This is a genomic window from Bradyrhizobium sp. UFLA05-109 (assembly GCF_054185165.1).
On record NZ_JBBIAR010000001.1, the window covers coordinates 125,603 to 151,538 of the forward strand.

General features: G+C 65.0%; 30 protein-coding genes. 17 read left to right on the forward strand and 13 right to left on the reverse strand.

All coding sequences use genetic code 11. From position 1 onward, the window contains the following. The first annotated feature begins 67 nt into the window (after positions 1–67). From Q3C01_RS00575 to Q3C01_RS00595, 5 genes are all read left to right on the forward strand, one after another. Positions 68–727: a glutathione S-transferase family protein gene (locus Q3C01_RS00575; RefSeq protein WP_458143024.1), complete on the forward strand. Its 660-nt coding sequence runs from the start codon at positions 68–70 to the stop codon at positions 725–727. A 121-nt stretch (positions 728–848) separates the two neighbouring features. Beyond that, positions 849–1,217, forward strand: a complete 369-nt coding sequence (locus Q3C01_RS00580; protein ID WP_458143025.1) for a YidB family protein — start codon at positions 849–851, stop codon at positions 1,215–1,217. Between the two features lie 194 nt (positions 1,218–1,411). Beyond that, positions 1,412–1,615, forward strand: a complete 204-nt coding sequence (locus Q3C01_RS00585) for a hypothetical protein (RefSeq protein WP_156944292.1) — start codon at positions 1,412–1,414, stop codon at positions 1,613–1,615. A gap of 149 nt (positions 1,616–1,764) precedes the next feature. After that, complete coding sequence (locus Q3C01_RS00590; protein WP_458143027.1) at positions 1,765–2,751, forward strand: hypothetical protein; 987 nt, start codon at positions 1,765–1,767, stop codon at positions 2,749–2,751. Between the two features lie 42 nt (positions 2,752–2,793). Further along, a complete protein-coding gene (locus Q3C01_RS00595) occupies positions 2,794–3,234 on the forward strand; it encodes a DUF1489 family protein (protein WP_458143029.1) in 441 nt (146 codons plus the stop codon). A 7-nt stretch (positions 3,235–3,241) separates the two neighbouring features. Here the strand turns inward: Q3C01_RS00595 and Q3C01_RS00600 are convergent, their stop codons facing one another. After that, positions 3,242–3,991: a hypothetical protein gene (locus Q3C01_RS00600; protein WP_458143031.1), complete on the reverse strand. Its 750-nt coding sequence runs from the start codon at positions 3,989–3,991 to the stop codon at positions 3,242–3,244. 70 nt (positions 3,992–4,061) lie between these two features. After that, positions 4,062–4,913 carry a pantoate--beta-alanine ligase gene (panC, locus tag Q3C01_RS00605; protein ID WP_458143033.1) on the reverse strand — a complete coding sequence of 284 codons (852 nt, stop codon included), beginning with the start codon at positions 4,911–4,913 and terminating at the stop codon, positions 4,062–4,064. Positions 4,914–5,214: 301 nt separating this feature from the next. Between panC and Q3C01_RS00610 the strand changes: the two genes are divergently transcribed. From Q3C01_RS00610 to Q3C01_RS00620, 3 genes are all read left to right on the forward strand, one after another. Further along, positions 5,215–6,138 carry a division plane positioning ATPase MipZ gene (locus Q3C01_RS00610; protein ID WP_458143035.1) on the forward strand — a complete coding sequence of 308 codons (924 nt, stop codon included), beginning with the start codon at positions 5,215–5,217 and terminating at the stop codon, positions 6,136–6,138. 344 nt (positions 6,139–6,482) lie between these two features. Then, positions 6,483–7,343 carry an alpha/beta fold hydrolase gene (locus Q3C01_RS00615; RefSeq protein ID WP_458143037.1) on the forward strand — a complete coding sequence of 287 codons (861 nt, stop codon included), beginning with the start codon at positions 6,483–6,485 and terminating at the stop codon, positions 7,341–7,343. Positions 7,344–7,473: 130 nt separating this feature from the next. Next, entirely contained in the window at positions 7,474–8,229 is a 756-nt protein-coding gene (locus Q3C01_RS00620) for a VWA domain-containing protein (protein WP_458143038.1), read from the forward strand. Here Q3C01_RS00620 and Q3C01_RS00625 read toward each other — a convergent pair whose 3' ends face one another. Further along, on the reverse strand, positions 8,230–8,628 hold the full coding sequence (locus tag Q3C01_RS00625) for a DUF302 domain-containing protein (RefSeq protein WP_458143039.1): 399 nt from the start codon (positions 8,626–8,628) through the stop codon (positions 8,230–8,232). 125 nt (positions 8,629–8,753) lie between these two features. Between Q3C01_RS00625 and Q3C01_RS00630 the strand changes: the two genes are divergently transcribed. After that, the gene (locus tag Q3C01_RS00630) at positions 8,754–9,479 is read left to right on the forward strand and encodes a DnaJ domain-containing protein (protein ID WP_458143040.1); all 726 of its coding nucleotides are present in this window, start codon (positions 8,754–8,756) and stop codon (positions 9,477–9,479) included. Positions 9,480–9,706: 227 nt separating this feature from the next. On the opposite strand, the gene Q3C01_RS00635 is transcribed toward Q3C01_RS00630, so the two are convergent. Further along, the gene (locus Q3C01_RS00635) at positions 9,707–11,524 is read right to left on the reverse strand and encodes a serine hydrolase (protein ID WP_458143041.1); all 1,818 of its coding nucleotides are present in this window, start codon (positions 11,522–11,524) and stop codon (positions 9,707–9,709) included. Positions 11,525–11,959: 435 nt separating this feature from the next. Between Q3C01_RS00635 and Q3C01_RS00640 the strand changes: the two genes are divergently transcribed. Continuing rightward, positions 11,960–12,298, forward strand: coding sequence for a phasin family protein (locus Q3C01_RS00640; RefSeq protein WP_458143042.1), 339 nt, complete (start codon positions 11,960–11,962; stop codon positions 12,296–12,298). 7 nt (positions 12,299–12,305) lie between these two features. Here Q3C01_RS00640 and Q3C01_RS00645 read toward each other — a convergent pair whose 3' ends face one another. Next, complete coding sequence (locus Q3C01_RS00645; RefSeq protein WP_458143044.1) at positions 12,306–12,590, reverse strand: hypothetical protein; 285 nt, start codon at positions 12,588–12,590, stop codon at positions 12,306–12,308. A gap of 422 nt (positions 12,591–13,012) precedes the next feature. On the opposite strand from Q3C01_RS00645, the gene clpS reads away from it, so the two are divergent. Both clpS and clpA read left to right on the forward strand, forming a co-directional pair. Next, positions 13,013–13,345 carry an ATP-dependent Clp protease adapter ClpS gene (gene clpS / locus Q3C01_RS00650; RefSeq protein ID WP_458143206.1) on the forward strand — a complete coding sequence of 111 codons (333 nt, stop codon included), beginning with the start codon at positions 13,013–13,015 and terminating at the stop codon, positions 13,343–13,345. A 268-nt stretch (positions 13,346–13,613) separates the two neighbouring features. Continuing rightward, positions 13,614–16,028: an ATP-dependent Clp protease ATP-binding subunit ClpA gene (gene clpA, locus Q3C01_RS00655; protein ID WP_458143045.1), complete on the forward strand. Its 2,415-nt coding sequence runs from the start codon at positions 13,614–13,616 to the stop codon at positions 16,026–16,028. Positions 16,029–16,102: 74 nt separating this feature from the next. Here clpA and Q3C01_RS00660 read toward each other — a convergent pair whose 3' ends face one another. The 7 genes from Q3C01_RS00660 to Q3C01_RS00690 all read right to left on the reverse strand — a co-directional run bounded on the left by Q3C01_RS00660 (position 16,103) and on the right by Q3C01_RS00690 (position 21,112). Further along, positions 16,103–16,282: a hypothetical protein gene (locus Q3C01_RS00660; RefSeq protein WP_458143046.1), complete on the reverse strand. Its 180-nt coding sequence runs from the start codon at positions 16,280–16,282 to the stop codon at positions 16,103–16,105. 204 nt (positions 16,283–16,486) lie between these two features. Then, on the reverse strand, positions 16,487–17,908 hold the full coding sequence (locus tag Q3C01_RS00665; protein WP_458143048.1) for an MFS transporter: 1,422 nt from the start codon (positions 17,906–17,908) through the stop codon (positions 16,487–16,489). A gap of 103 nt (positions 17,909–18,011) precedes the next feature. Then, a complete protein-coding gene (locus tag Q3C01_RS00670) occupies positions 18,012–18,350 on the reverse strand; it encodes a c-type cytochrome (protein ID WP_458143050.1) in 339 nt (112 codons plus the stop codon). A 5-nt stretch (positions 18,351–18,355) separates the two neighbouring features. Beyond that, entirely contained in the window at positions 18,356–18,517 is a 162-nt protein-coding gene (locus Q3C01_RS00675) for a hypothetical protein (protein WP_458143051.1), read from the reverse strand. A gap of 109 nt (positions 18,518–18,626) precedes the next feature. Continuing rightward, positions 18,627–18,860: a hypothetical protein gene (locus Q3C01_RS00680; RefSeq protein ID WP_458143052.1), complete on the reverse strand. Its 234-nt coding sequence runs from the start codon at positions 18,858–18,860 to the stop codon at positions 18,627–18,629. Positions 18,861–18,985: 125 nt separating this feature from the next. Continuing rightward, positions 18,986–20,140, reverse strand: coding sequence for a transporter substrate-binding domain-containing protein (locus Q3C01_RS00685; RefSeq protein WP_458143054.1), 1,155 nt, complete (start codon positions 20,138–20,140; stop codon positions 18,986–18,988). Positions 20,141–20,155: 15 nt separating this feature from the next. After that, positions 20,156–21,112, reverse strand: coding sequence for an AraC-like ligand-binding domain-containing protein (locus Q3C01_RS00690; RefSeq protein ID WP_458143055.1), 957 nt, complete (start codon positions 21,110–21,112; stop codon positions 20,156–20,158). Positions 21,113–21,306: 194 nt separating this feature from the next. Between Q3C01_RS00690 and Q3C01_RS00695 the strand changes: the two genes are divergently transcribed. Beyond that, positions 21,307–22,323: a carbon-nitrogen hydrolase family protein gene (locus Q3C01_RS00695; RefSeq protein ID WP_458143056.1), complete on the forward strand. Its 1,017-nt coding sequence runs from the start codon at positions 21,307–21,309 to the stop codon at positions 22,321–22,323. A 30-nt stretch (positions 22,324–22,353) separates the two neighbouring features. Here Q3C01_RS00695 and Q3C01_RS00700 read toward each other — a convergent pair whose 3' ends face one another. Then, positions 22,354–23,001 (reverse strand): HAD family hydrolase, encoded by a 648-nt coding sequence (locus Q3C01_RS00700; protein WP_458143057.1) that lies wholly within the window; start codon positions 22,999–23,001, stop codon positions 22,354–22,356. 111 nt (positions 23,002–23,112) lie between these two features. Between Q3C01_RS00700 and Q3C01_RS00705 the strand changes: the two genes are divergently transcribed. The 4 genes from Q3C01_RS00705 (at position 23,113) to tsaA (ending at position 25,923) form a co-directional block, all read left to right on the forward strand. Then, the gene (locus Q3C01_RS00705; protein ID WP_458143058.1) at positions 23,113–24,084 is read left to right on the forward strand and encodes a transglycosylase SLT domain-containing protein; all 972 of its coding nucleotides are present in this window, start codon (positions 23,113–23,115) and stop codon (positions 24,082–24,084) included. A gap of 234 nt (positions 24,085–24,318) precedes the next feature. Beyond that, positions 24,319–25,059: an AzlC family ABC transporter permease gene (locus tag Q3C01_RS00710; protein WP_458143060.1), complete on the forward strand. Its 741-nt coding sequence runs from the start codon at positions 24,319–24,321 to the stop codon at positions 25,057–25,059. Continuing rightward, positions 25,056–25,400 (forward strand): AzlD domain-containing protein, encoded by a 345-nt coding sequence (locus Q3C01_RS00715; protein ID WP_458143062.1) that lies wholly within the window; start codon positions 25,056–25,058, stop codon positions 25,398–25,400. Before Q3C01_RS00710 ends, Q3C01_RS00715 begins: the two co-directional genes overlap by 4 nt. A gap of 31 nt (positions 25,401–25,431) precedes the next feature. Then, positions 25,432–25,923: a tRNA (N6-threonylcarbamoyladenosine(37)-N6)-methyltransferase TrmO gene (tsaA, locus tag Q3C01_RS00720; RefSeq protein ID WP_458143063.1), complete on the forward strand. Its 492-nt coding sequence runs from the start codon at positions 25,432–25,434 to the stop codon at positions 25,921–25,923. The last annotated feature ends 13 nt before the right edge of the window (positions 25,924–25,936 follow it).

A 25,936-nucleotide genomic window follows, 5' to 3' on the forward strand; every position in this document is an offset into this window, starting at 1 on the left:
ATTGCGTGCAGGCGATGGCGTTAAAAGCAGCGGCTTGATGGACCAGCGTTTGAGAAGGACCAGTCACATGGCGCTAAGACTCGCGATCGGCAACAAGAACTATTCGTCATGGTCGATGCGCCCCTGGCTCGCGCTGCGCGCCAACGACATCCCGTTCGAGGAAGTCGTGATCCCGCTCTACACCGACAATCCCGCCGACAAGCAGCGCATCATCTCCTTCAGCCGCGCCGGCAAGGTGCCGGTGCTGGTCGACGGCGACGTCACGGTGTGGGATTCGCTCAGCATCATCGAATACATCGCCGAGCGCTTTCCGGAGAAGAAGCTTTGGCCCGACGACGTCGCGGCGCGCGCGCATGCCCGTTCGGTGTGCGCCGAGATGCATTCCGGCTTCATGGCGCTGCGCGGCGAATGCGGCATGAACCTGCATCGGCCGGTGCGTGCCGTGACGCTGTCGGCGGATGCGCAAGCCAACATCGCGCGTGTGCAGGAGATCTGGCAGCAGTGCCGCGAGCGCTATGGCGCGGGCGGACCGTTCCTGTTCGGCCGCTTCGGCGCGGCGGACGCGATGTATGCGCCAGTTGTGCACCGCTTCCGCACCTATGCGATCGAGGTCACGCCGCAGACGCGTGCCTATATGGACACCATGCTGGCGCAGCCAGCATTCCAGGAATGGACGCGAGACGGGCTCGCCGAAACGCTGGTCATCGAGAAGTTCGAAACCGCGTAGGCGAGGCGGGATCGGCGCGCAGACAGGAATGTGATTGGGCGCGGCTTGACGGCAGGTCGGCAGGCGGCGCTCAATCGGCGACGAGAAACGCGCATCGGGCGCAAGGGGAGAGAGACGGGCCATGGGAATCTTCGACGCGCTTGAGAACAACCCCGCATTCCGTAGCGCGCTCGGCCAGCTTGGCGCAGCGGTGCTGCCGGCCGTGCTCAACGAGGTGCTCGGCAGCAACAACCAGGGCGGCCTGGGCGCCATCGTCGCCAAGCTCGAGCAGGCGGGCTTCGGGGATCAGGTCAAGTCGTGGCTCGGCAACGGCCAGAACCTGCCGATATCGGCCGACCAGCTCCGCCAGGTGCTCGGCAACGACACGGTCAGGCAGCTTGCCGCGCGCTACAACATCCCGGTCGACCAGATCAGCCAGATCCTGGCCCAGGAGCTGCCCAAGGCTGTGGATAATGCGAGCCCCGACGGAAAGCTGCCCCACGGGGCCTGAGGCGGTCGGCGGTTCCAGACGGTACCCCTGGCGGACGATCTGCCCGCTATCGTGCTGAAAATATTACCAAAATCACACATTTGCCATAGTGGCATAGCGCTGGCCAAGAAGGCCGGCCGCGTGCTATACACGCGCCGGGCTTCCGGCCGGCCGCCGCAGCGGGACACGTGGGCGCGGCAGGCGTTGTTTGAGTGATGGAGAGGGTGTTGAAGCACAAATTCCCGGTGGGCGCGCGCGTCCTTTTCACGGCCAGCAATATCGCGCGCCCGGCTGCCAGTGGTACCTACGAGGTCATTCGCCTGCTGCCGACCGAGGGTGACGATTGTCAGTATCGGATCAAGAGCTCGACCGAAGCCTTCGAACGGGTTGCCAAGGAAAGCCAGCTCGCCTTGTCGTGACAGGGTACGCAAGGGTGGGATGACGAATTGGAGGTCGACCCGCCGTCAAAAGGCCCGGTTCAAGTCGACATCGTGAGCGGGCTGCTGCTGCTTTGCGGGCAGCTACCATCACTGAATTTCATCTCGGCTCGCGTGAGGGGACGTCGCGCATGAACTGGGCATGGACCAATTCGCTCGACGAAGTCTGGCGCTCGGCGGGCTTTCCGATGTGGCTGACGCTGGCCGCCGCCGGCTTCTTCGGCCTGATCCTTCTGATCACGCTGCTGCGCGCCGAGCGATCGGTCGCCAATGGAGCGCTGACCGTGATCACGCTGCTCGCGATCGGCATCGCGGTCGCGGCGACCATTCGCGCCTACACACCGAGCGGAGAGGGACCGGCGAGCGAAGCCCGCGCGCGGCCCGTGACGACCGCCGCGCTGCCCGCGCTGTCCTGCATTGACGATCTGGCCGGCGACACCGTTCTGGCGGCCTGCGAGAAGGCGCTGTTCGGCTCGCCCGAAGCGACCGCCGCCGCCGTCTCCTACACCGCGGCCCAGATCGGCCGTCTCACCGCGCTCGGCGATGTTGCGGCCGCCGGCAAAAACCTGAGCCCGGAACTCAAGGCGTTGCGACGGGCCATCGAGCACGACCGCTATGGCCTCGTTGCGCAGGTGTTGGTCGCCCGCGACGGTTGCACGCAATTCGATTGCCCCGCGTTCCGTTCGCTGACGGATCAGCAACGGGTCGCCGCCAACATGGACGCCCATGTCTATGAGGGGCTGGTCGCGCGCTACGCATCGAGCTGGAACACGCCGGTGGCGGCGATGCCGGGTGCGGTCGCCGCGCTGCCGCCTTCCGTGCCGACCGGCAAGCCGACCAATGCAGAGTTCCCGAGCGCCGCGAATACGCCCGCGGTGAGCATCATGGCGCCGGAGCCAGCCACGCGGCCGGCCCCGCCATCGGGAACCGCAGCAGCGCCGGCTGCGCCGCGCGCGCCTGCTGCGGCAACTTCGGCGCAAGCCTCGGGGCCGCCGCCGGCTGCCAAGAAGCCGCCTGCTCCGAAGGCTGCGCGTGCGCCTGCGGCTCCGCCGGTTCAGATCGCGCCGGCTGCGCAGCCCGCTCCGGCTTCGGCTCCCGCGGCTGCGGATAACAATTAGTTCGGCTTTCAAAGCCGCGGCCGGCCCGCTAATGCTGGGGGCATGTCACTACATCTGATCAAGCTCGCCGTCGGTTGCGACTCCGTCAAGGAATTGAAGGAGTGGATCGCCGAGCGGATGCAGGCCGCCAAGAAGAAGGGGCTGCCGCAACACCACGTCCACGTCACCCGCATGGTGCCCAAGCGTGGCGACGAGATCCTCTCGGGCGGATCGCTCTACTGGGTGATCAAGGGCGAGATCGCCGCGCGCGAAAAGATCATCGGCATCGAGCCGTTCCGCGACAAGGACGGCATAGGACGTTGCCGCATCGTGATGCAGCCCAAGGTGATCTCGGTGTCGCCGCGCCCGATGCGGCCGTTCCAAGGGTGGCGCTATCTGACGGAAGATGCCGTGCCGCCCGATCTCGGCAAAGCCGCTGCCGGAACCATCGCGGCGATGCCCGAGCCGATGCGGCGCGAGTTGCGCGATCTCGGATTGCTGTAGGTGGCCGCTAAGGCGGCGTGACGAGATGCAGCCGCGCCCAGTCGGTTGACGGCATCTCGATCCCGCGCCCGCCTTCGCCAAGACTGTCCACGATGTCGATCAGCTCCGGCTCGACCCCCATATCGTGCAGGTATCGGCGGTACTGCTCGCCAAAATGCGCCGTCAGGCTCTCGCGCTGCTCAGCCGAGACGTTGGGCGCAACGCGGTTGCGGATAAAGCGTCCCGTCAGCACCACCTTCGCGCCCTGCGGCAGGCTGCGATGCACGCCGCCAGCGAGCATGAGCAGGCAGGCGAAGTCGCAGGCCGGGTTCGGTACCGTCACCCTGGCGTCGAGCGGTCCGCCCGGGCGCTTCAACACAAAGCATTCGGCCTCGGGCTTGCCGGCGCAGGCCTCGACCTCGGTTGCACCGGCGGTGGCGTCGAGGCCGTGGTCGCGCAGGATGCGGCCGAGGCTGGTCGCGACATTGAGATCGGACTCGCCCCAGCTATGGATGACGAGCGGGAGCTTTCGGCCTTGCTGGCGGTCGAGGATCGCGATCAGTCGCTTGTAGCTGTCCCATTGCACGGTGCCCTCGGCGGCGATCCAGTCCGAGCAGCCGGGTCCGCAGGCGCCGGCGGGACCATGGGCGACATAGAAGATCATGGCGTTCGGCGGCGAGCCGAACACGCCGATCGGCGGCCGCTGCTGCGCTTGTGCGATGCCGCCGGCGGCGAGCGCCAGCACACAGCTCGCGATGATCGTGCGGATGGATGACATGCCCTGGCTTTCCACGCCCGCGCCGATCATCCATGCAGGCGAGGAACCGCGCAAGCGCAACCTGGGCGTCCTACACGGGGATATTGTCGATCAGGCGGGTGGTGCCGAGTCGCGCCGCCACCAGGATGCGCAGTGGCCCGTCCTTGCGCGAGGTGACCGGCGCCAGCGTCTCGGCATGGCGGGCTTCAAAATAGTCGGGCGCAAAGCCGGCCTTTTCGATCATCCCGGCGCCATCCGCCATCACCGACGCGATCGCTTCGCCGGCGCGGATCCGCCCAGCGCTCTCCGTCATGGCTCGGTAGAGGGTGGGGGCGAGCTTGCGCTCCTCGGCCGACAGATAGACGTTGCGCGAGGACATCGCGAGCCCGTCGCGCTCGCGCACCGTGCGCGAGCCAACCACTTTGACGCCGAGGTCGAGATCCCCGGCCATCTGCGTCACCACCCGCAGCTGTTGAAAGTCCTTCTCGCCGAAGATCGCGACATCCGGGCGACACTGCGTGAACAGCTTGGCGACGACGGTGGCGACGCCGCCGAAGAAATGCGGCCGGAAGCGATCCTCCAGTCCGGCGAGCGCCGGTCCCTGCGGCACGATGCGGGTGGCAAAGCCCTCCGGATACATGGCCTCGACAGTCGGGTGCCAGACGAGGTCGACATCCTCCGCCGCGAGTTTGGCGATATCGGCGTTCCAGGTGCGTGGGTAGGCGCCGAAATCCTCGGTCGGCGCGAACTGAGTGGGGTTGACGAAGATCGAGACGACGACCCGGCTCGCGCGTCGCCTGGCGAGGCGCACCAGCGACACATGCCCGTCATGGAGCGCGCCCATCGTCGGCACCAGTGCGACCGTGGCCTTCCGCTTGCGAAGAGCATCGAGGCTGCGCCGCAGGGCAGGGACCGTGCGGGCGATCAAGGGGCTTCTTGGCATCGCAACTCTTGGCTTCTGGAGTCTTGGCTTCCGGAGTCTTGGCTGAAGTCGTGGCCGCCGGGCGACGTTCCGCGGAACAGGGGCTAACCTTAACAAGCGGCACTGGTGGACGCCATGCACCCCGCTGGAGTCAGAGAATGTTTCGCGCGAGCAACAATGCAGCTGGATCACAGACGCGAAATGCGTGTGCGATTCATGATTAAGAACTGCGCGTTGCGATTTGCATTTCCTGTCACGCATTTCACTTGACCGCAGACGCGGTCAAGTGAAGATAATTGTTCGGGGCGTCGAGGATTCCTACATGCTTGTGCAGGCTAGCCAAGGCCAATTGGGCTCGGCGCACGTTGTCGTGCTCGGCAACGAGAAGGGTGGCTCTGGGAAATCCACCACTGCCCTGCACATCGCGGTCGCGCTGCTGAAGGCCGGCCAGCGCGTTGCCACCATCGACCTCGACTGCCGCCAGCAGAGCTTTACGCGCTACATCAACAACCGTTCCGCCTGGGCGCGCCGCACCGGCCTCGCCCTCGAGTTGCCGGTGCATCGTTGCATCAAGCTCGGCGAGACGATGCAGATCGCCGACAACGAGAACTCCGAGTTCCTCCAGTTTATGGAGGCGGTCTCGGCGGTCGAGAGCAACTTCGATTTCATCGTGATCGATACGCCCGGCACCGACAGCTACCTGATGCGGCTCGCGCATTCGATGGCGGATACGCTGGTCACGCCGATCAACGACAGCTTCCTCGACTTCGATGTGCTCGGCACCGTCGATCCCGCCAACTATGCGGTGACCGGCGAGAGCCACTATGCCGAGATGGTTCGCGACACCCGCCGCAAGCGCCGCCAGCTCGACGGCTCGACCTCCGACTGGATCGTCGTGCGCAACCGCCTGTCGATGCTGGGCTCGCGCAACAAGCAGCTCGTCGCCGACGGATTGAAGGAATTGTCGCTTCGGCTCGGCTTCCGCTATGTCGACGGCTTTGCCGAACGTGTCGTCTACCGCGAATTTTTTCCGCGTGGCCTGACGGCCCTCGACGATATCGATGAAGCGACCCTCGGCATGCGGCCCAATCTCGGCCACGTCACCGCCCGCGAGGAGGTGACCAGCCTGCTCCGCCAGCTCAAGCTGCCGCTCGACGAGCGCGGACGCCGCCGCGCCGCGAACCGCGCCGAATGGTTCAGCCAGGTCGACAAGCCGCTCGAACTTCACGACATCCTCGGCGCCTGACCGGGCGCGGTACGCAGCTACTTCCACTGAAGATTATTTCGACGGAGCCGACGGTTCCACGGGAACCGGGTGGGGCAGTCGCGATTGAACCCCGCGCAGACAGGTTGCGTCAAAAGGACCATAGTACCGAACGTAGTGGTCTTTGTGGTCTTGGAATACCGTGCCCGCTAGACGAGTGCAGCGCACAACGAAAGGGCTGCCAGTTCACAATATTTAGCCTTCCCGTCACGTCACTGTGACATATATTAGGGAATAACCGACAAGAGGCCCAAGAGCCTTCAAGCAACACAATTTCAAACGGGAGTTCAGGCCAGAAGAGCCTGAGCGTGAGGCTGAGGACGAACATGAAGCGTGGAATTGCCGTTCTGGTTTCCGTCACCGCCCTGGTAGGCGTTGCCTATTTCACGATGGCGAAGTGGGCCATCAAGCACGAGACGATCACCTTCTACGATGCCTCGCGCGACAACCGCCCGGTGCCGGTTGATATCGCCGTCCGTCGTGACCGCGAGATGCAGGCGGATAGCGGCTTGATCACGCTGCCGGTCGCAGTGATCAACCACGGCAACACCGTCAAGAACACCGAGTACGGCTTCCTCGCCAACGTCTTTGCGATGCGCGGATATCTCGTGGTCAGCCCGCAGCATGATCTGCCGACCGATCCGCCGATGGTGACCAAGCCGGGCGAACTCTATGTCGGCCGCCTGCCGCAGATTTTGCGTGGTGTGGCCAACATCCATCTGGCGCTGCACGAAATGAAAGGCGTCCAGCCCAACGCCAACTACGACAGGGTGACCATGGTCGGCCATTCCATGGGCGGCGACATCACCATGTATTTCGCCAAGCAGTATCCGGACGAGGTCAAGAAGGTCGTGACGCTCGACAATCTGCGCGTTCCGTTCGTCACTGCCGGCAAGTTCAAGATCCTGTCCTTCCGCTCGAAGGATCCGCAGTTCAAGACTGATCCCGGCGTGCTCCCGACGGACGAGGAGTGCGAGAAGGCGGGCATCACCGTCGTGAAGACGGACTTCCAGCACAACGACATGCGCGACACCGGACCGGATGGCGCGAAGAGCTCGATCCAGGGCATGCTCGACAAGTTCCTGGCGGACACCGACAGCGAAGTGGCGCCGGTTGATACCCTCAACGCGCCGCCCAAGGTGCTCGAGCCAGGCCCGGTCGCGCTGATGGGACGCTCCAAGAGCTGACGCTTCCGTCGGCGGCGAATTTTTCTCATTGCCAGGCCTCCGCTGCTGACTGCCGCGGAGGCCTTTGCACATTGACCGATCATGGCGCGCTCGCCACATATTGGCGGTGTAGTCCAGTGTGCGAGCAGGGATGTCCGGCGAACCGACCAAACCACGAAGCGGCGATGCCGTGTCGGCGCGGGCTGAGGCCGACGGCAGCTTGCCGCAGGCCAAGACGTCGACCAGCGACGACATCGCGGCCTTCGTCGCCAAGGCGCGCGCGATGTCGCCACATGCGCCGGGCGCGAAGGGGCGGTTGATTTTCGCGCTTGACGCCACGATGAGCCGGCAGCCGACCTGGGACATGGCCTGTGCGCTCCAGGCCGACATGTTCCGCGAGGCGGCCGCCCTCGGCAGCCTCGACATCCGGCTCGTCTACTACCGCGGTTTCAACGAGTGTCGTGCGACAGGATGGATCTCCGACAGCACCAAGCTCGCGCGCCTGATGAGCAAGATCGATTGCCGCGGCGGCGACACCCAGATCGGCAGGGTGCTTTCGGAGGCGCGACGCGAAGCGGCATCCTCAGGCGTGCGTGCGGTGGTTTTCGTCGGCGATGCCATGGAGGAGAAGGTCGACGAGCTCTGCGCCAAAGCCGGCGAGCTCGGCATGCTCAAGGTCCCCGTCTTCATGTTTCAGGAGGGCCATGATGCGACCGCCGAGCAGGCGTTCCGCGAGATCGCACGGCTGACCGGCGGGGCCTGGTGCAGGTTCGATCCGGGCGCGGCGGCGCAACTGCGCGAGCTCTTGCGCGCGGCAGCGGCCTACGCCGCCGGTGGCCGCGAGGCGCTGCTCAGGCTGGCCAAGACGACGAGCGGCGCGGCCAAGCTGATCGGCCAGGTGAGGTAGTCAGGCGGCCGCCGTATCCACGACCGCTCGGATCGCCGCACTCATCCTGCCGACCGCCTCGGCAGCATCGGCGCCGACCTCGTGCCGTCGGGCGAGCCATGCGGGATCATTGTAGGACAGCCAAGTGTCGCCGGACGCATCCTGCCAGACCAGCGCCTTCAGCGGCAGGTCGATGCCGATGGTCTGAACGGACTGCATCAGCGGCGTGCCGGCCCTGGCGTTGCCGAAGATCAAGACCTCGGTCGGCGGCAGCGACAGCCCGGCCTCCGCGGCGCCGGCGGCGTGGTCGATCCGCGCGAAGATCCGCATGCCCTTCGCCTTCACCTCGGCTTCGAGCCGGTCCATCGTTTCCCTTGGCCCGTGATGGCTCGATCGGGTCACCAATCCCTCGGCGCTCATCGCACGCTCCGTTCTGCGCTGCGTCGGCCCCACTTTCCGGCGGAAGAGCGCCCGCGGCAAACGAACTTCTCGTGTGTCGGAAGGTCGTCCATGCTTTTTGCGAGCGGGCAGACTATATTCGGATCATGCCGACCCTGATTGCCGGCGCTGTCGCCGTTGTCACGCTTTATCTGCTGCTCCAGATGTTCCGTTCCGCCAATCCGGCGGTGCTCGCGCGTGCCATCAAGGTCGGCGGCGGGGTCGTGGCGCTGGCGGTCGCGGCGTTTACGGGGCTGCGGGGCGAACTGGCGGTCGCAATCCCGCTCGGCATCTTCGGTGCAGGCCTGCTTGGCTGGACGCCGCTCGCGAACTCCAGCTTCGGCAATATCGGCGGGCTGTTCGGCGGTGCGACGCGCTCGCCCGGGCAGACCTCGCGCGTCCGCTCGCAATTTCTGGACATGCGGCTGGACCACGAATCCGGCCAGCTTGCGGGCGAGATCGTCGCCGGGCCCTATGCCGGGCGTTCGCTCGACGAGTTCGATCTCGCCGCGCTGCTTGCGATGTGCCCCGCCTTCGATGCGGAGAGCGTCGCGCTACTCGAAAGCTATCTGGACCGCCGGTTTCCCGCCTGGCGTCAGAACGCGCAGGGAGATGCGGCAGGGCGGCAGGGACGCGCGGCGCCGAGCGGCAAAATGACGGCGGAGGAAGCCTATCAGATCCTTGGCCTGCAGCCGGGAGCGGGGCGCGAGGAGATCGGTCGGGCCCACAAGACCTTGATGAAGAAACTGCATCCCGACCAGGGGGGCTCGACGTATCTCGCTGCCCGGGTAAACGAGGCCAAGGATACTCTGCTTCGCACGCATAACGGCTAACTCCGGCAACTAACGCTACAAACGCCCGTACCGCGTCAGCTCCGTACTGCTCTGTCTGCCGTCGCCCCGATGTCGCCCGCCATTGTCGGCGTGGTCGATCCTTTGAGCAAAAACTTAACCGTAAATCGTTGACGAGAGGTTGTTGCGAAACGGCCTTCGCGCTTGCCTGAAACGACGATGCCCGCGCACGAGGCGCGGGCATCGGGATCGGGTCTATTTAGTCACCGTCAGTTGCGGACGGTGATGCAGGAGATGTCGGCGCGCTTCAGCGTCCGGCAGACCGCCTCCGCCTGGTCGCGCTCGAGCCCGGCAAAGCGGGCACGGAACAGCTTGCGATTGTCCTTGGCGACGACCTCGGTGAACGGATCGGCCTTGCTGAGCAGGCCGCGGGCCGAACTGCGGGCGGCTTCGATGCGCTGCTGCGCCTCGTTCTCGCTCTCCAGCGCGCCGACCTGGACGATCCAGCCGCTGTGCGTGACGACCGGCTTGGTCGTTGCGCTCATCTGGATCGGCTGCGGGGCCGGCTCCGCCGAGGCGAGTTTTGCGGCAGGCGCGGGCGCGGGAGCCGCGGCGCTGGACGCCGGCAGGACGCCGAGGATGCCGTTGCCGGTGCCAAAGCCCGGCGGCTGCGGCGGCATCTCGCTGCGGGCGACTTCGGGCTTGGCAATGACGTCCGGCTTGTTGACGATGTCGGCCTTGGCGACGACGGCGCCGGAGGTTTCCGCGACTTCAGCACGCGCGCTGGAGATCGTGTTGGTGATTGGCGGGGCCGGTTGCGACGGGGCGGCGGAAGCGACCTTCACGGCGCCGGCCTTGACCTGAACCGTCTTTACCTTGACCGGCTTCATCGGCTCGGAGGAGCCCGGAATGATCGAGAGCGGCTGGCTCGAGATCACGCCATTGGTCAGCGGCGCGGGTTCGACCTTGGATTCGACTGCCTTGGGCTCCGGCTTGGCGGCCGGCGGCATCGCCGCGGTGGCAGCGGCAAGCGCGGCGAGGCGCGAGGGGCGCGGCGCGGGCGCTTCCGGAGCGGGGGCTGCGGCGGCCTGGACCTGCGGTGCTGCACGCGCTGGCGTGTCGGAGGCGTCGGCGACGTCGGTGCTGGTGTCGGCACCATTGCGCTCGGTGATGGCGGCCACGGTGCGGGTGCCCGCGCCCTTCTCGAGGTTCTCCGCGAGCAGGTTGCGCATGATGGCGTCGCGCGAGCCGCCGCTGCGGCCGCCCAGGACCACGCCGACCAGGAAGCGGTTGCCGCGGTGAATCGAGCTGACGAGATTGAAGCCGGACGCACGGGTGTAGCCGGTCTTGATGCCGTCCACGCCCTCGACGCTGCCGAGCAGGTGATTGTGGCCCGTGATCGTCCGGCCGCGGAAATTGAACGCCGTGGTCGAGAAGTAGCGGTAGTAGCGCGGGAAGCGATCCTGGATCGCACGGCCAAGCGTGGCCTGGTCGCGCGCCGTTGTGTTCTGCTCGTCGTTGGGAAGGCCTGAGGCGTTGCGATAGACCGTCCTGGACATGCCGAGCGCACGCGCCTTGCGCGTCATCATGCTGGCGAAATCGTCCTCGGTGCCGCCGATATATTCGGCGATGACGACCGCGGCGTCGTTGGCGGAACGGGTGACGAGGCCCTTGATCGCGTCCTCGACCCGGATGGTCTGGCCGGGCCGCAAGCCCAGCTTGGTGGGATCCTGATCGGCCGCATGTTCAGACACCGGCATCTCGGTGTCGAGCTTGACCTTGCCGGACTCCAGACGCTCGAACAGCAAATAGAGCGTCATGATCTTGGTGAGCGAAGCGGGGTGACGAATTCCGTCGGGACTCGTCGCTTGCAGCACCGCGCCGGAATTGCCGTCGACGATGATCGACGCGAATTGCGGGCTGTAGCTCTCACCGGAGTCGCGATGCACGCGGTGCGCATAGTGCCGGCTGCGATGGCGCCGCGCCTCGGCAGCATCGGTCGTGAAGATGACCGCGGTGGTGATTGTAAGAAGCCCGAAGACCCCAGCCCGCGCCAAGCGCGAGGAAGACCAGTTCTTACGAAGCATGAAACCCCGTCCCCGTTTCTGACTTGATCACCGGCTCGTGAGGCAAAATTGTGCCCTCCAGATCCGGGACCATGACCTGCTTGATCCGCCAATCCGCCGGCGCTCATCGTCGGCAATTGGGGCTCAAGCCGCTGTTCTGGCTAAGGCGATGTTCTCAAACGGTTTTGACCGCTTGTCGGAAGCTGAACACGTCCAGGGAATCAGGGTAGGGGCGCTCGGTTTCCAAAAGCTTAAGGAACCCTTGCGTAGATATCCGAGAATCACCTCAAGTTGCATGCATTATTGTGCGTCGCACAAGATTCTTGACTTTTTTGTGCGTTGCACTAATTATGGGCAGCGTCGGGCGGCCCCAAGGAGAACTCCAAGGCTTGAGAGATCCAAGGCTTGAAAAATCTAAGGCTTCCGGACGAGAGCCAGGGAAAAAAGGATTCCATGATGTTCAAGGTTGAAGACTTTCAGAGCTACGGGAAAGAGCAGTTCGAGCAGTGCGTCGCCTCCGCGACCTCGGTGCAGCACGGCATCCAGGCGATCGCCAGCGCCTATGGCGACTACACCAAGAAGTCGTTCGAAGACACCAAGTCCTTCGTTGAGAAGCTTTCCGGCGTGAAGTCGCTGGACAAGGCGCTTGAAGCGCAGACCGATTTCGCACGCTCCGCCTACGAGACCTTCGTTGCGGAATCGCAGAAGATCGCCGGCCTTTACAACGACCTCGCCAAGCAGGCGTTCAAGCCGGTCGAGACCATCGTCTCGAAGTTCACCCCGGCCGCTCAGTAACACTTCGTCAAGTCCTGGAATCGGAAAAGCCCGGCTGGTTCAGCCGGGCTTTTTTCGTGGCCGCGTTCGCGAGGCCTATTTGCGAGACCCAGAGCTTGCTGAGCGCAATGCGGACCTTGTTGAAGGTCGTCGCGATCGCGGTCGAACTCGGCAGCATGAAGAACTTGTCTGAGCTGCTCGCGCAGTTCTGCTGCTGCTTGCGCTCGTTGATTTGATGGTCGCTGCAGTTCGTGACACGGGCTGTCGCCGGCGAGGCTTTGCCGGTGAAGAGCGCGATTGGATGGCTGGTCAATTCGACCGTAGAAAACCGGAGGTGCCGGCCTGCGAAATGGTTGCCGCGGGTTGACGTCGGGTTCCTGGAAGAGGGCAGAAAAATCTGCCGATCGATTTTTTTGTCAAATGGGTCCGGATTGATTAACCTTGGTCAGGATCGCCAGGGACCGGGAATCGGGACCGCTGCGGCCGCATAGGTCGGGTCTTTGCAAGCTTGCGGCGGGCCGGAGGCAGGCCCATATTCACCGATGTCGTTCCGGTGAGGACCGGACCGGTCGGGAGCGGCGATCGAACAAGAAGGCTCGCCTATGCGAGGCTCCGACGGCGGAGCAGCGCAGCGGGTTGCCATACGCTTCCGTGGGGATTTTGAACGCCTGTGCCATGCCGCAACTAACTTCCAGCCTCGATCTGCCCGCGTCAGCCGTCGCCTATGCTCCCCGGATGAGCGGTGACGAGAACCGTTCTAATGCTCCGTCCGGCCCGAGCACCTCGGTCATCACCAAGGTCAAGCCCAAGACCAAGCGGCCCAATCTTTACCGGGTGCTGATCCTGAACGACGACTACACGCCGATGGAGTTCGTGGTGCTCGTGCTGGAGAAGTTCTTCAACAAGGACATCGAGGCGGCGACCAAGATCATGCTGCACGTCCACCATCACGGCATCGGCGAATGCGGCGTCTTCACCTACGAGATCGCCGAGACCAAGGTCACACAGGTGATGGACTTTGCCCGCAAGCACCAGCACCCGCTGCAATGCGTGATGGAAAAGAAGTAGGCGCGTCCCGCGTCCTGTGCGCCTTCTGACATCCATGACACCCGGTCGTATCCTCACGGCCGTCATGGCCGGCGAGCTGCCGGAGTAGCGGGGACCGGCGCCACCTCCGCCCAAATCGGAACGGGTTTTGCATCGAAAATACCGCGCGTGAGTCCAGCGTCGCGGAACCGCTCTTTCGCCGCGATCTTGTATAACTATATGTGACAAAGGTTGTTGTTGCCTGACCGGGCGATGGCGATCATGATGGTGGGGGCCACAGAGGACGCGAATGCCGACTTTTTCTCAAAGCCTTGAACAATCCCTGCATCGTGCACTGGCGATCGCAAATGAGCGTCATCACCAATACGCGACGCTCGAACATCTGCTGCTGTCGCTGATCGATGACTCCGACGCAGCAGCCGTCATGCGGGCCTGTAGCGTCGATCTCGACAAGCTGCGCACCAGTCTCGTCAACTATCTTGAGACCGAATTCGAAAATCTGGTGACTGATGGAGCCGACGACGCCAAGCCGACGGCCGGTTTCCAGCGCGTGATCCAGCGCGCGGTGATTCATGTGCAGTCATCCGGCCGCGAGGAAGTGACCGGTGCGAACGTTCTGATCGCGATCTTCGCCGAGCGCGAGAGCCATGCCGCGTATTTCCTGCAGGAGCAGGACATGACGCGCTACGACGCGGTCAACTACATCAGCCACGGCATCGCCAAGCGGCCGGGCGTCTCCGAGGCGCGCCCCGTTCGCGGCGTCGACGAGGAAACCGAGACCAAGGGTAACGAGGACTCCAAGAAAAAGGGCGAGGCGCTCGAGACCTACTGCGTCAACCTCAACAAGAAGGCGCGCGACGGCAAGATCGATCCGGTGATCGGCCGCAATTCCGAGATCAACCGCGCCATCCAGGTGCTGTGCCGGCGGCAGAAGAACAACCCGCTGTTCGTGGGCGAGGCCGGCGTCGGCAAGACCGCGATCGCAGAAGGCCTTGCAAAGCGCATCGTCGACAGCGAGGTGCCGGAGGTTCTGGCGGCTGCAACCGTGTTCTCGCTCGACATGGGCACGCTGCTCGCGGGCACGCGCTATCGCGGCGACTTCGAGGAACGCCTGAAGCAGGTGCTGAAGGAGCTCGAGGCGCATCCCAACGCCATCCTGTTCATCGACGAGATCCACACCGTGATCGGCGCGGGTGCGACGTCGGGCGGCGCCATGGATGCGTCGAACCTGCTCAAGCCGGCGCTCGCCTCGGGCACCATCCGCTGCATGGGTTCGACCACCTACAAGGAATATCGCCAGCATTTCGAGAAGGACCGCGCGCTGGTGCGGCGCTTCCAGAAGATCGACATCAACGAGCCGACGGTCGAGGACGCGATCGCAATCCTCAAGGGGCTGAAGCCTTACTTCGAGGACTACCACCGGTTGAAATATACCAACGAGGCCATTGAAGCGGCGGTACAGCTCTCCTCGCGCTACATCCACGACCGCAAGCTGCCGGACAAGGCGATCGACGTGATCGACGAATCCGGCGCGGCGCAGATGCTGGTTGCCGAGAACAAGCGCAAGAAGACGATCGGCATCAAGGAGATCGAGACCACGATCGCCTCGATGGCGCGGATCCCGCCGAAGAGCGTGTCAAAGGACGATGCCGAGGTGCTCAAGCATCTCGAGCAGACCTTGAAGCGCGTCGTGTTCGGGCAGGACAAGGCGATCGAGTCGCTGTCCGCCTCGATCAAGCTGGCGCGAGCCGGCCTGCGCGAGCCGGAGAAGCCGATCGGCTGCTACCTGTTCTCTGGTCCGACCGGCGTCGGCAAGACCGAGGTCGCAAAGCAGCTTGCGTCCAGCCTCGGCGTCGAGCTGTTGCGCTTCGACATGTCCGAATACATGGAGCGGCACACGGTGTCGCGCCTGATCGGCGCGCCTCCCGGCTATGTCGGCTTCGACCAGGGCGGCCTGCTCACCGACGGCGTCGACCAGCATCCGCACTGCGTGGTGCTGCTCGACGAGATCGAGAAGGCACACCCTGATCTCTACAACGTGCTGCTCCAGATCATGGACCATGGCCGGCTTACCGATCACAACGGCAAGCAGGTCAACTTCCGCAACGTGATCTTGATCATGACCACGAATGCCGGCGCGGCCGATCTTGCCAGGCAGGCCTTCGGCTTCACCCGCTCGAAGCGGGAAGGCGACGACCACGAGGCGATCAACCGGCAATTCGCGCCGGAATTCCGCAACCGCCTCGACGCCATCGTTTCCTTCGCCCATCTCAATGCCGACGTGATCGGCATGGTCGTGGAGAAGTTCGTGCTCCAGCTCGAGGCGCAGCTCGGTGACCGCGACGTCACGATCGAGCTGTCCGAGGAGGCCAAGGCCTGGCTGATCAAGCACGGCTATGATGAGCAGATGGGTGCGCGGCCGATGGCGCGCGTGATCCAGGAGCACATCAAGAAGCCGCTCGCCGACGAGGTCTTGTTCGGCAAGCTCAAGGGCGGCGGCCATGTCCGCGTCGTGCTGGTCAAGGACGAGGCCGACGCCGAGAAGGACAAGATCGGATTCGAGTTCGTCGAGGGCCCGGTCACGCCGAAGCAGGAGAAGCTGCCCGGCGCCCGCAAGCGCCCGCCGTCAGGCAAATCCAGGCCGGGCGGTCCCGGCGGCCCCTCCAAGGGGCCGACCTCCAGAGGCCCGCTGGTCAAGGTTTGACCGGGAGCGTCATGAACTGAAAGGGCCGGCTGCGAAGCCGGCCTTTTTGTTGCGAACGAGCAAACGTCGCGCGCTCATATCTGCGGACGGGCCAGCGCAAGAAAGCCGGCTCGCCGTGCGGTTGCGGCCTCAAGACCATGGCGTGCCTCCGCAGGCAACACGCTCTTCGCCTCGGCCGCCGCAAAGTGCGGCTGAATGAGCGCATGCTCGCGCTCGTCGACGAACAAACCGATCCACCAATATTCGAAGGCCACGCGTCACCCCAATGCAGTCTCGCGGATTGGCGGTGCCAGATGGCCGATGGGCTCTGTTGCCAAGCGCCAGCCGTGTACAGGACTGCGTGTTGGTCGCGGCAGACGAGCGACCGGTTCGCGTCAATCGTCGCGCCTTAGCTCATTGTCTGAGCATGCAGGCGGTCGGCACTTCCAGCCGCACAAGGCTGTGCCACCGGGGTAGCGCTAATCCCCCTTCATCTGCTGCCCGTCCTGAACCCGCACACGCTCCGCCCCGCGGGCGCCGGTGGGCGACAGTCTCAGCATGCTCAGGAAGGCGCCGCAGAGGGCGAAGCCGACGCCGGTGAGGAGCGCGACCCGCGTGCCCTCCTGTGGGTAACGGCCAAGAAACAGCGCGACCAGCCCGGCGCCGGTGGTCTGGCCCAGCAGGCGCGCGGTGCCGAGCATGCCGCTGGCGCCCCCCGTGCGCTCGCGCGGTGCGGCTGCGATCATGGTGCGGTTGTTGGGCGTCTGGAACAAACCGAAGCCGAGACCTGCGAGCGCCATGCGCCAGGCGATATCCAGCGGCCCGGGTACGGCTGGCAGCAGGGCAAGCGAGGCGAGCCCGCCTGCGAACAACACGAGGCCGATGCCTCCGAGCAGGCCGGCCGGATAGTGCTCGACCAGCCGGCCTGCGAGCGGTGCCGCAAACGCCACGGTGATCGGCCAGGGCGTGATCAGGAGCCCCATATGCACGGCGGAATAGCCGAAGCGGCTTTGCAGGTAGAAGGGGATTGCGACGAAAGCCAGCATCTGGGCGCAGAACGAGGCGATCGAGGTCGCGATCGAGAGCGCGAAGATCGGAATGCGCAACAGATCGATCGGCAGGAGCGGCACGGCCATATGCGTCTCGCGCCAGACGAGGACGGCGCCCGCGATGGCGGCAACGCCGAACTCGATCAGGCAAATGAGGAGCGGCTCGCCATGGCCGACGCTGTCGATCGCAAAAATACCGACGCCGAAGGTAACCGCACTGAGGCCCGCGCTCTGCCAATCGAAGCGATGCTCCGCAAGGCGCGTGTGCGGTAAGCATTGCCAGCCGAGCCCGAGCGCTACCATGCCGATCGGAACGTTGATCGCGAACAGCCAGGGCCAGGTCGCGAGCGCCAGAATGCCCGAAGCAAGCGTCGGCCCGACCGCAGCCGACACCGCCACCACCAGCGCGTTGCGGGCGATGCCGCGTCCGAGCAAGGCGTGCGGATAGGTGAAGCGCACCAGCGCAGCGTTGACGCTCATGATGCCGGCCGCGCCAAATCCCTGGACGATGCGCGCAACCGTCAGCATCGCAAGCGCGTGCGAGACGGCGCAGAACACGGAAGCAAGCGTGAAGAGAAGCAATCCGGCGAGATAGACGCGGCGATAGCCGAGGATCTCGCCGAGCGAAGCCAGCGGCAACAGCGAGATCGTGATCGCAAGCTGATAGCCGTTGACGATCCAGATCGAGAATGCCGGGCTCGCGTCGAGATCGGCCGCGATCGTCGGCAGCGCCACATTGGCGATGGCGCCGTCGACCACCGCCATGAGCAGGCCGAGCGCGATGGTGAGGATCGCCCAGCGGCGCTGCGGCAGCGGCAGGCCATCGGCATGCTCGATGGTGGTTGTCGACATCGTGAACGGCGTTTGGTCGCGTGAGCGGCTGTCGCTGTCGCAACTTGGTCCGCCCCGGCATAGTTCCAGTGCAAGCGAGGGCATTTCGCGCGCTGTTTCGGCGCTAGTTTGACTTCCGCGGCTCCTGAATCGCCTTGAGGTAGTTGACCACGGCCTCGGCGTCGGCACGCCCGAAACGGAAGGTCGGCATGAAGCGATGAATGCTGCTATAGCCGTTCTGCAGGCGTTGCACGAAGTCGGTGTCGTAGAGCTTGTTCTCGCCGAGGGTGCGGAACGGCGGGGCCCGTCGGTTCCGGCTCGCGCCGGAGGTGCCCACCGCGTGGCAGCGTGCGCACATTCTTTGCAGGAGGGCTTGGCCGTGCTGCTGCTCGGCATCCAGCGCGTGGCTCGGCGAGCCCGACAGCACGGCGAGGATCGCAAGTAAAGGCAGCAATCGCTTCATGCGTCCTACCAGCGCGACGTTGCCTTGCCGAACACATAGAGCGCGATCAGACCTGCAGTCACCAGCGTCGAGAATACCAGGATGTTGCGATCCCAATCGATCCGCTTCCTGTCCTCTCTGTTGAGGCTGAGGGCGGTGAACAGTGCCTTCATGGCAAATCGGCGCATCAGCAAATCCTCGCCCGTGTACGAATGACACAGGCCGGCGAAGATCGGCTTGATGCACGTCAATGCGTGACTCGCATGCAACCGGGTGACCGGCAGCACGCGATGTCAGCTAGCCGCCCCAGTTCTTGTAGGGACTGTCAACCGTCGGATCGGGTTGATCGCTCGGCACGTACAGATAGGGGGCCGGCGCCCGAGGCGGCGCATAGCCAAAACTCGACATGGGATCCCTATACGCGCGAGGGGCACGGTCAACGGCATAGTGCCGGTGCGTGTGATGCACCGGAGCGGCGCTGGCAGCACTGGATAGCGCGATCAGAAGGCTCAAGAGCAAGACGGGACGCATTGCGTTCTCCCCGGGTGGAACCTGATACCGGCCTTAGGTGAGGTTCGCGTTGCGGTGCCGCAATCGCTCGCGGCTTCACGATCGGTCACATCGGCGGCATCGGGCGGCGCTGTGGCGTCATTGGCCTAGCGCTTGCCGAACCATTCCTCGTGCATCCGCTGATACGCATCGCTCTCGCGCAGCGCGAGAAGCGCTTCGTTCACGTGCTTGCGCAGCGGGCTGCCGGTCGGAAAGACGATGCCGTAGTCTTCCCGATGGAAGACGCTCCCGACGGTTCGTGCCAATCCCCTGCCGTCGTGAGCTGTGTAGTAAAGCAGCGCAGGTGAATCGAAGACGACCGCGTCGATCTCCTGATCGAGCAGAGCCTTGTAGAGGTCATCGACTTTATCGAACTCGCGGACCTCGGCCTTGACCTCGTTCAGATAGAGTGTGGCCGTGCTTCCCCGTGTCGTGCCGACGCGCTTGCCGACGAGATCCTGAGGACTGTTGATCGGTCCCCTGATCTGCTGGACCGTCAGCGATGCCGTCAGTTGTGCCGTATAGAAGGCCACGAAGACCACGCCCGTGAACATCCAGAGCACGGCGACGATGCGAGCGATCCAGTGCCGGGGCATTTGATCCGCCTGGGTCGCCAGCGTGCCTGCGGCCCAAAACATCGCATGGAAGATTCCCGGAAAATACCGGCTCGTTGGAATGATTCCGTTGTGATGATGTCGCTCCACCAGGAAAATCAGATGCGCTGGAATGAGGATCAGGAGCAGCGCAATGCCAAGCCAGATCAGGAGAGTGCGGGAGAAGAACAACTCCACGAACTCGAGCAGCGGATTCGGCTCGACATTCGCAGCGGTACCGCGCACCAGGATCTGTAGTCCCGAATTCAGGATCGGCTGGGAGAAGTCGAACCTGTTCTCGCGATCTGATGTGATCGAGATGGCTGCGATCCCGAGATCTGCCCGCCCGCCTTCCACGGCCGCAAGCAATTCACCGACATCGGGCGTGACGACGTACTCGGTCTCGCGATGCAGTCGCTCCCCAATGCCGTTCCAGAGCTCAATGCTGAAGCCGCTCAGGGTGCCGTTCTTCTCGATGACCAAGGGAGGCACGATGCGGGTCGCGACCCGGAGCTTGGTGGTCCCTTCCTGGGCCATGGAGCCGGAGATGCAGACAAATAGCGCCAACGCCAGCCCAAGGGCTGCGTCGAGCGCCGCGCAGCGCACGAGCATCAGGAAGAGCCGGACGGTCCCTGCAGGAAAACGGACCGCGAGATTGGCGCAAAGCATCAAATCATTTCCAGTCTAGTGCGGCAATTGGCTCTGCCGGAAGTCGCGCGGCGACATTCCGAAATGCTCGCGGAAGACGCGGCCGAAATGCGAGAGGTCGTTGAAGCCCCAGGCGAACGCAATCTCGCCGACATGGCGGTGGGCGAGCATTGGTGAGGCGAGGTCGCGCCTGCATTGGGCGAGGCGTTCGGCGAGCACGTAGCGCTGGAACGACGTATGCTCATCGGCGAGGAGATCATTGACATAGCGCGGCGAGATTCGAAGCGCGGCTGCGGTGTCGGACAGCGACAGATCGGGATCGGCGAGGTGACTGCGGACATGTGCCTTCAGCCGGTAGAGCAGGGCCGAGCGGTGCGTCGAGGAGGGCGGCGTCGTCTTGCCGAGCCGCTCGCTCAGGACCATGGCGACGAGATCGACCGCCTGCTCGGAGAGCGCGACGGCATGCTGCGGATCGATCTGATCGGCGCTGTGGCAAAGCTTGAAGATGAAATCGTAGGCGAGTTTTTGCAGTGGCGCGTCGGAGCCGAACGAGATCGCAGTCAGCGTCTCGGTGGCTCCGAGGCGCCGCTGCAGCATCTCGCGCGGCACCTTGAAGATGGTCTGCGTGAAGGCGTGATCGAACCTCAGCTCATAGGGGCGCGTGGTGTCGTAGAGTGCGAACTCGCCGGGATGGATCACGGTCTCGCGGCCGTCCTGCACGACGCCGCCGGCGCCCTGATTGCCAAGCGCGACGAGAACGAAATCCAGATCCGAACGGGCGATCCGCGACGGCGTGCGGAAGACGTGCTGGCGGTCCGAGCAGACATCCGAACAGACCGCGCGCCCAAGGGAAGCTTGCGTCACCGAGCCGCGGAAGGCGCTGCCGAGATCCGACCTGCAGTCGAGCTCGACGAAGACGTCGCAGACGATGTCCTGCCAGAGCGCGAGGCGCCGGTGGCCGGGGCTGCCGTCCGTCGTGAACTGGATGGTCATGCGCGGGCCTCGCTTTCACACTCCGAACATGGATTGGCCCCGGCGCAGGGAAATTCGGTGCCGCCGTCCGGTCGAATTTTCATGCCGTGGCAGTCGAGCAGGCCTGGTCCAGCCGTGGCTCAATAGACTGCATCGGACGTCTGCCGCGATCAACCGGAAAGCGGCGTGTCCTGGTGGATCACGTGGAGGCGGGAATGGGCATCCAACATCCGAAATACAAAGTCGCGGTGGTGCAGGCGGCGCCGGCCTGGCTCGACCTCGACGCGTCCGTCGACAAGTCGATCGCGCTGATCGAGGAGGCCGCAGGAAAGGATGCGAAGCTGATCGCTTTCCCGGAGGTGTTCATCCCCGGATACCCCTGGCATATCTGGCTGGATTCGCCGGCCTGGTCGATAGGCCGCGGCTTCGTGCAGCGCTATTTCGACAATTCGCTCGCCTACGACAGCCCGCAGGCCGAGAAGCTGCGGCAGGCCGTGCGCAAGGCCGGCCTGACCGCGGTCATCGGGCTCTCCGAGCGCGACGGCGGCAGCCTCTACATCGCGCAATGGCTGATCGGGCCCGATGGCGAGACCATTGCAAAGCGTCGCAAGCTGCGGCCGACCCATGCCGAGCGGACCGTCTATGGCGAGGGCGACGGCAGCGATCTTGCCGTGCACGAGCGCCACGACATCGGACGTATCGGCGCGCTGTGCTGCTGGGAGCATCTCCAGCCGCTGTCGAAATATGCGATGTACGCCCAGAACGAGCAGGTTCATGTGGCGTCCTGGCCGAGCTTCTCGCTCTACGACCCCTTCGCGCCCGCCTTGGGAGCGGAGGTCAACAACGCCGCCTCGCGCGTCTATGCGGTGGAGGGCTCGTGCTTCGTGCTTGCACCCTGCGCGACCGTCTCGGAGGCGATGATCGACGAACTCTGCGACCGCCCGGACAAGCATGCGCTGTTGCATGCCGGCGGCGGCTTTGCCGCGATCTACGGCCCCGACGGCAGTCAGATCGGCGACAAGCTGGCGCCGGATCAGGAGGGGCTTCTGATCGCCGAGATCGATCTTGGCACCATTGGCGTCGCCAAGAACGCGGCCGATCCTGCCGGGCACTATTCGCGGCCCGACGTGACCCGGCTCTTGCTCAACAAGAAGCCCTACAAGCGCGTCGAGCAATTCGCGCTGCCGGTCGACAGCGTCGAGCCGGCGGACATCGCGGCGGCAGCGAGCTAACCAGGGATGGCGACCGTCAGTGCCTGACGTTCAGGCGCTGCGCGTCGCGCAGTGGGCGAGCAGCTCGGGATGCGCGGCGCAGATATGATGCGCGCCGGCGTCCCTGAGCTCGGCTTCGCTGCCATAGCCATAGAGCACGCCGATCGAGGTCATGCCGTTCTTCCGGGCGCCGACCACGTCGTGGCTGCGGTCGCCGATCATGACGGCCGTTTGCGGGTCGACCCTGGCGGTGTCGAGCGCGTAAGCCAGGAGGTCGCCCTTGTCGACGCGCGTGCCGTCGAGCTCGGAGCCGAACACCTGCTCGAAATAATGCTTGAGCCCGAAATGATCGACGATCCGGGTCGCGTACACCGCCGGCTTGCTGGTCGCCACGAACATGCGCGCGCCCGTTGCCGACAGCGCGGACAAGGTTTCCTCGATCCCGTCATACGCCTCGTTCTCGAACAGGCCGACATCGGCAAACCGCTCGCGATACAGCAGCAGCGCACGGCCCGCGAGCTCGTCGGTTCCGGTGAGCTTCTTCAGGCTCGCATGCAGCGGCGGCCCGATGCACCAGGTCAATTCGTCCTCGCTGGGGATGTGCTGTCCGAGCCGTTCCAGCGCATACTGGATCGAGCGGGTGATCCCCGGCTTCGGATCGGTCAGCGTGCCGTCGAGATCAAAATAGATTGTTGCCATTCCGCCCCCGCCTGCGTTGATTATGCCGCCAGTTGCTAGTTGGCTTGGCCTTGGAATTCAAGGGCCTTGGAGTTCAAGGCCGATTTGTCCGATATCGCCGGTATCCTGCCAATGACACGAGCCCGATATGCGCTCTGCCAGGCCGCCGCCGCGCTGTTCTTGGTTGCGCCGGCTGCGGCGTGGGACAATTCGCCGGCGAAGACCGACGTCGCCGTGCCGAGCGTCGAGGAGCTCGCGATGCCGCCGGCAAAGCCTGCCGAGGCGGCGCGCGAGAGCGACACGCGGGAATCGATCTGCCTGATCATCGAGGCGGCGGCGCGCGATGCCAGCCTGCCGCTCGAATTCTTTGCCCGCGTGATCTGGCAGGAGAGCCGGTTTCAGAGCGACGCGGTGGGCCCGGTGACGCGCAGCGGCGACCGCGCGCAGGGCATCGCGCAGTTCATGCCGGGCACCGCCAGCGAGCGCGGACTGCTTGATCCCTTCAATCCGGTGCAGGCTCTGCCGAAATCGGCGGAGTTCCTGAACGAGCTGCGCAACCAGTTCGGCAATCTCGGGCTTGCAGCGGCGGCCTACAATGCAGGTCCGCGCCGCGTGCAGGAATGGCTCGCCGGCACCGGCGGCATGCCGGACCAGACCCGCCACTATGTGGCCGCCATCACCGGCTCGACGGTCGAGGACTGGAAGGCGGCCGGGCGCGGCGGCAAGACGCCGCAAAGCTCACCGCCGACGAGCTGCCGCGAGCTGATGGCGCTGCTCAAGCGTGCGCCCAATCCGTTCGTCGCCGGGCTCGAGCAGCACATCGAGCTTGCCGCTGCAAAGATCTGGGGCGTGCAGCTTGCCGCCGGCTTCGACCGCAACAAGGCGCTCGCGATGTATTCGCGCGCGGTTACGCGGCTGAGCTCGGTGATCGGCGGCCGCGACCCGAGCTTGCTCTCATCGGTGATGCGCAGCCGCGGCACGCACGCCTTCTATCAGGTGCGCATCGGCGCCGACACCCGGCCAGAGGCGGACGATCTCTGCAACCGCATCCGGAAAGCGGGCGGCGCCTGCTTCGTGCTTAGGAACAGGGGCGTGACGGGTTAGGGGTCTTCTGCCTCCCCCTCGTCATTCCGGGGCGCGACGAAGTCGCGAGCCCGGAATCCATCGCGCAGCAACATCTGTGGCCCTATGGATTCCGGGCTCGCGCCCAAGGGGGCGCGCCCCGGAATGACGAAGGGGTGGCGTGCGCGTGCATGCCAGCCCCGCCGCGTGGTTCCTTGACGTGTCGCCTCGCATTGCCCGTTATGCAGGCACGATTCCTCTCCCGGCCAAGACCCCGTGGCGCTTCCTCCGCTCGATTCTCCCGAATGGCACAGTGCCTTTCGCGCTTTTGCGTGGGGGCTGCGCTCGATCACGCAGACCATCCTCACCGTCGTGCTGTTCGTGACCTATCTCGGCATCGGGGCGCTCGCGCATGACACGCATTTCAGCCTGGCCTGGGCGCTGGCCTCCACGCTGTTCGTCTGGGCGGGGCCGGCCCAGATCATCCTGATCACCACGCTCGGCTCCGGCGCGACCGTCATCCAGTCGGCGATCGCAGTGACGGTCAGCGCCATCCGCCTGTTTCCGATGGTGGTGTCGGTCCTGCCCTTGATGCGCACGCCGAAGACAAAACGGCGCGAGCTGATCTTCGCGGCGCATCTCACCGCCGTGACGCTATGGGTCGAATGCCACCGCTTCCTGCCGCAGGTGCCGCGCGAGCGGCGGATCGCCTTCGTCCACGGGCTCGGCTGCGGTCTGGTCTCGGTGTGCCTGACCGCCAACACGGTCGGCTATTTCCTCGCCGCCAACCTCACGCAGACGCTGGGCGCCGCGATCCTGCTGCTCACGCCGCTGTCGTTCCTGTTCTCGACCGCGCGCAACAGTCGCGAGGTCGCCGATGTCGTCGCGCTGGTGCTCGGGCTCGTGCTCTACCCGCTGGCCGCGAAAATGAACAGCGGCCTCGACATCCTGGTCAGCGGTGTCGTGGCGGGCACCATCGCCTATGGCGTCCATTTCTGGCGGGAGGCGCGCACATGAGTGGCTTCATCGGCGACTGGCATGCGCTTGCCGTGCTGTTCGTGGCCGGCGTTATTCCCAACCAGATATGGCGCATGCTGGGCCTGTGGTTCGGTGGCGGCATCGACGAGGGCTCGGAGCTCCTGGTCTGGGTGAGGGCGGTGGCGACCGCGATCCTGGCCGGTGTCATCGCCCAGATCGTGGTCCAGCCGCCGGGCGCGCTCGCCGGCGTGCCCGATGTCTTGCGCTATGGCGCGGTGGTCGCGGGCTTCATCGTCTTCATGCTGACCCGACGCTCGATCTTCGCCGGCGTCGTCGCCGGCGAGCTGTTCATGCTGGCCGGCACGTGGTGGCTGGGCTAAAACCGCCAGCAAACAGCAAGGAACAGGAAAAATGGTTCGCGAAAATGAGCTCCGCGAAGGCGAGGTGGCTATCGAGCTGCCGGCGACGCAGGATGCCGGCCTCGTCTTCATCGGCCGGATCCGCACGCCCTGGACCTCGCGGCTTCAGACGCCGCGGCAAGGACGGCATGACGGACCGGTATGCCGGCTTGAGATCTTCGAGCCCTTCGTGCCGGCGATTAAGGGCGTCGACTTCTACAGCAATCTCGAAGTGCTCTACTGGCTCGACCGCTCGCGCCGCGACATCGTCCTGCAGAGCCCGAAGAACAACCAGAATACCCGCGGCACCTTCTCGCTGCGCTCGCCAGTGCGGCCCAATCCGATCGGCACCTCGATCGTCAAGCTGGTCGGCATCGAGGGCGACACGATCCTGGTGCGCGGCCTCGACTGCATCGACAACACGCCGCTGATCGACATCAAGCCCGACCGTTGCGAGTTCACGCCGCTGGCCGCGCCGCAGCCGGGGGATTTCGAGACGGAGTGAGTCTCTCTCCGAT

Bases quoted from the DNA above. Each gene is read 5' to 3' on its own strand.
- Q3C01_RS00625 (WP_458143039.1), bottom strand. From the start codon at position 8,628: ATGAGCGCCGAGGGATTGGTGACCCGATCGAGCCATCACGGGCCAAGG.
- clpS (WP_458143206.1), top strand. From the start codon at position 13,013: ATGAGCGGTGACGAGAACCGTTCTAATGCTCCGTCCGGCCCGAGCACC.
- Q3C01_RS00670 (WP_458143050.1), bottom strand. From the start codon at position 18,350: ATGAAGCGATTGCTGCCTTTACTTGCGATCCTCGCCGTGCTGTCGGGC.
- Q3C01_RS00680 (WP_458143052.1), bottom strand. From the start codon at position 18,860: ATGCGTCCCGTCTTGCTCTTGAGCCTTCTGATCGCGCTATCCAGTGCT.
- Q3C01_RS00700 (WP_458143057.1), bottom strand. From the start codon at position 23,001: ATGGCAACAATCTATTTTGATCTCGACGGCACGCTGACCGATCCGAAG.
- Q3C01_RS00595 (WP_458143029.1), top strand. From the start codon at position 2,794: ATGTCACTACATCTGATCAAGCTCGCCGTCGGTTGCGACTCCGTCAAG.
- Q3C01_RS00575 (WP_458143024.1), top strand. From the start codon at position 68: ATGGCGCTAAGACTCGCGATCGGCAACAAGAACTATTCGTCATGGTCG.
- Q3C01_RS00600 (WP_458143031.1), bottom strand. From the start codon at position 3,991: ATGTCATCCATCCGCACGATCATCGCGAGCTGTGTGCTGGCGCTCGCC.
- Q3C01_RS00705 (WP_458143058.1), top strand. From the start codon at position 23,113: ATGACACGAGCCCGATATGCGCTCTGCCAGGCCGCCGCCGCGCTGTTC.
- Q3C01_RS00630 (WP_458143040.1), top strand. From the start codon at position 8,754: ATGCCGACCCTGATTGCCGGCGCTGTCGCCGTTGTCACGCTTTATCTG.
- Q3C01_RS00640 (WP_458143042.1), top strand. From the start codon at position 11,960: ATGTTCAAGGTTGAAGACTTTCAGAGCTACGGGAAAGAGCAGTTCGAG.
- Q3C01_RS00695 (WP_458143056.1), top strand. From the start codon at position 21,307: ATGGGCATCCAACATCCGAAATACAAAGTCGCGGTGGTGCAGGCGGCG.
- Q3C01_RS00665 (WP_458143048.1), bottom strand. From the start codon at position 17,908: ATGTCGACAACCACCATCGAGCATGCCGATGGCCTGCCGCTGCCGCAG.
- Q3C01_RS00580 (WP_458143025.1), top strand. From the start codon at position 849: ATGGGAATCTTCGACGCGCTTGAGAACAACCCCGCATTCCGTAGCGCG.
- Q3C01_RS00590 (WP_458143027.1), top strand. From the start codon at position 1,765: ATGAACTGGGCATGGACCAATTCGCTCGACGAAGTCTGGCGCTCGGCG.
- Q3C01_RS00635 (WP_458143041.1), bottom strand. From the start codon at position 11,524: ATGCTTCGTAAGAACTGGTCTTCCTCGCGCTTGGCGCGGGCTGGGGTC.
- Q3C01_RS00620 (WP_458143038.1), top strand. From the start codon at position 7,474: ATGTCCGGCGAACCGACCAAACCACGAAGCGGCGATGCCGTGTCGGCG.
- clpA (WP_458143045.1), top strand. From the start codon at position 13,614: ATGCCGACTTTTTCTCAAAGCCTTGAACAATCCCTGCATCGTGCACTG.
- Q3C01_RS00675 (WP_458143051.1), bottom strand. From the start codon at position 18,517: ATGCGCCGATTTGCCATGAAGGCACTGTTCACCGCCCTCAGCCTCAAC.
- panC (WP_458143033.1), bottom strand. From the start codon at position 4,913: ATGCCAAGAAGCCCCTTGATCGCCCGCACGGTCCCTGCCCTGCGGCGC.
- Q3C01_RS00685 (WP_458143054.1), bottom strand. From the start codon at position 20,140: ATGCTTTGCGCCAATCTCGCGGTCCGTTTTCCTGCAGGGACCGTCCGG.
- tsaA (WP_458143063.1), top strand. From the start codon at position 25,432: ATGGTTCGCGAAAATGAGCTCCGCGAAGGCGAGGTGGCTATCGAGCTG.
- Q3C01_RS00615 (WP_458143037.1), top strand. From the start codon at position 6,483: ATGAAGCGTGGAATTGCCGTTCTGGTTTCCGTCACCGCCCTGGTAGGC.
- Q3C01_RS00610 (WP_458143035.1), top strand. From the start codon at position 5,215: ATGCTTGTGCAGGCTAGCCAAGGCCAATTGGGCTCGGCGCACGTTGTC.
- Q3C01_RS00585 (WP_156944292.1), top strand. From the start codon at position 1,412: ATGGAGAGGGTGTTGAAGCACAAATTCCCGGTGGGCGCGCGCGTCCTT.
- Q3C01_RS00715 (WP_458143062.1), top strand. From the start codon at position 25,056: ATGAGTGGCTTCATCGGCGACTGGCATGCGCTTGCCGTGCTGTTCGTG.
- Q3C01_RS00690 (WP_458143055.1), bottom strand. From the start codon at position 21,112: ATGACCATCCAGTTCACGACGGACGGCAGCCCCGGCCACCGGCGCCTC.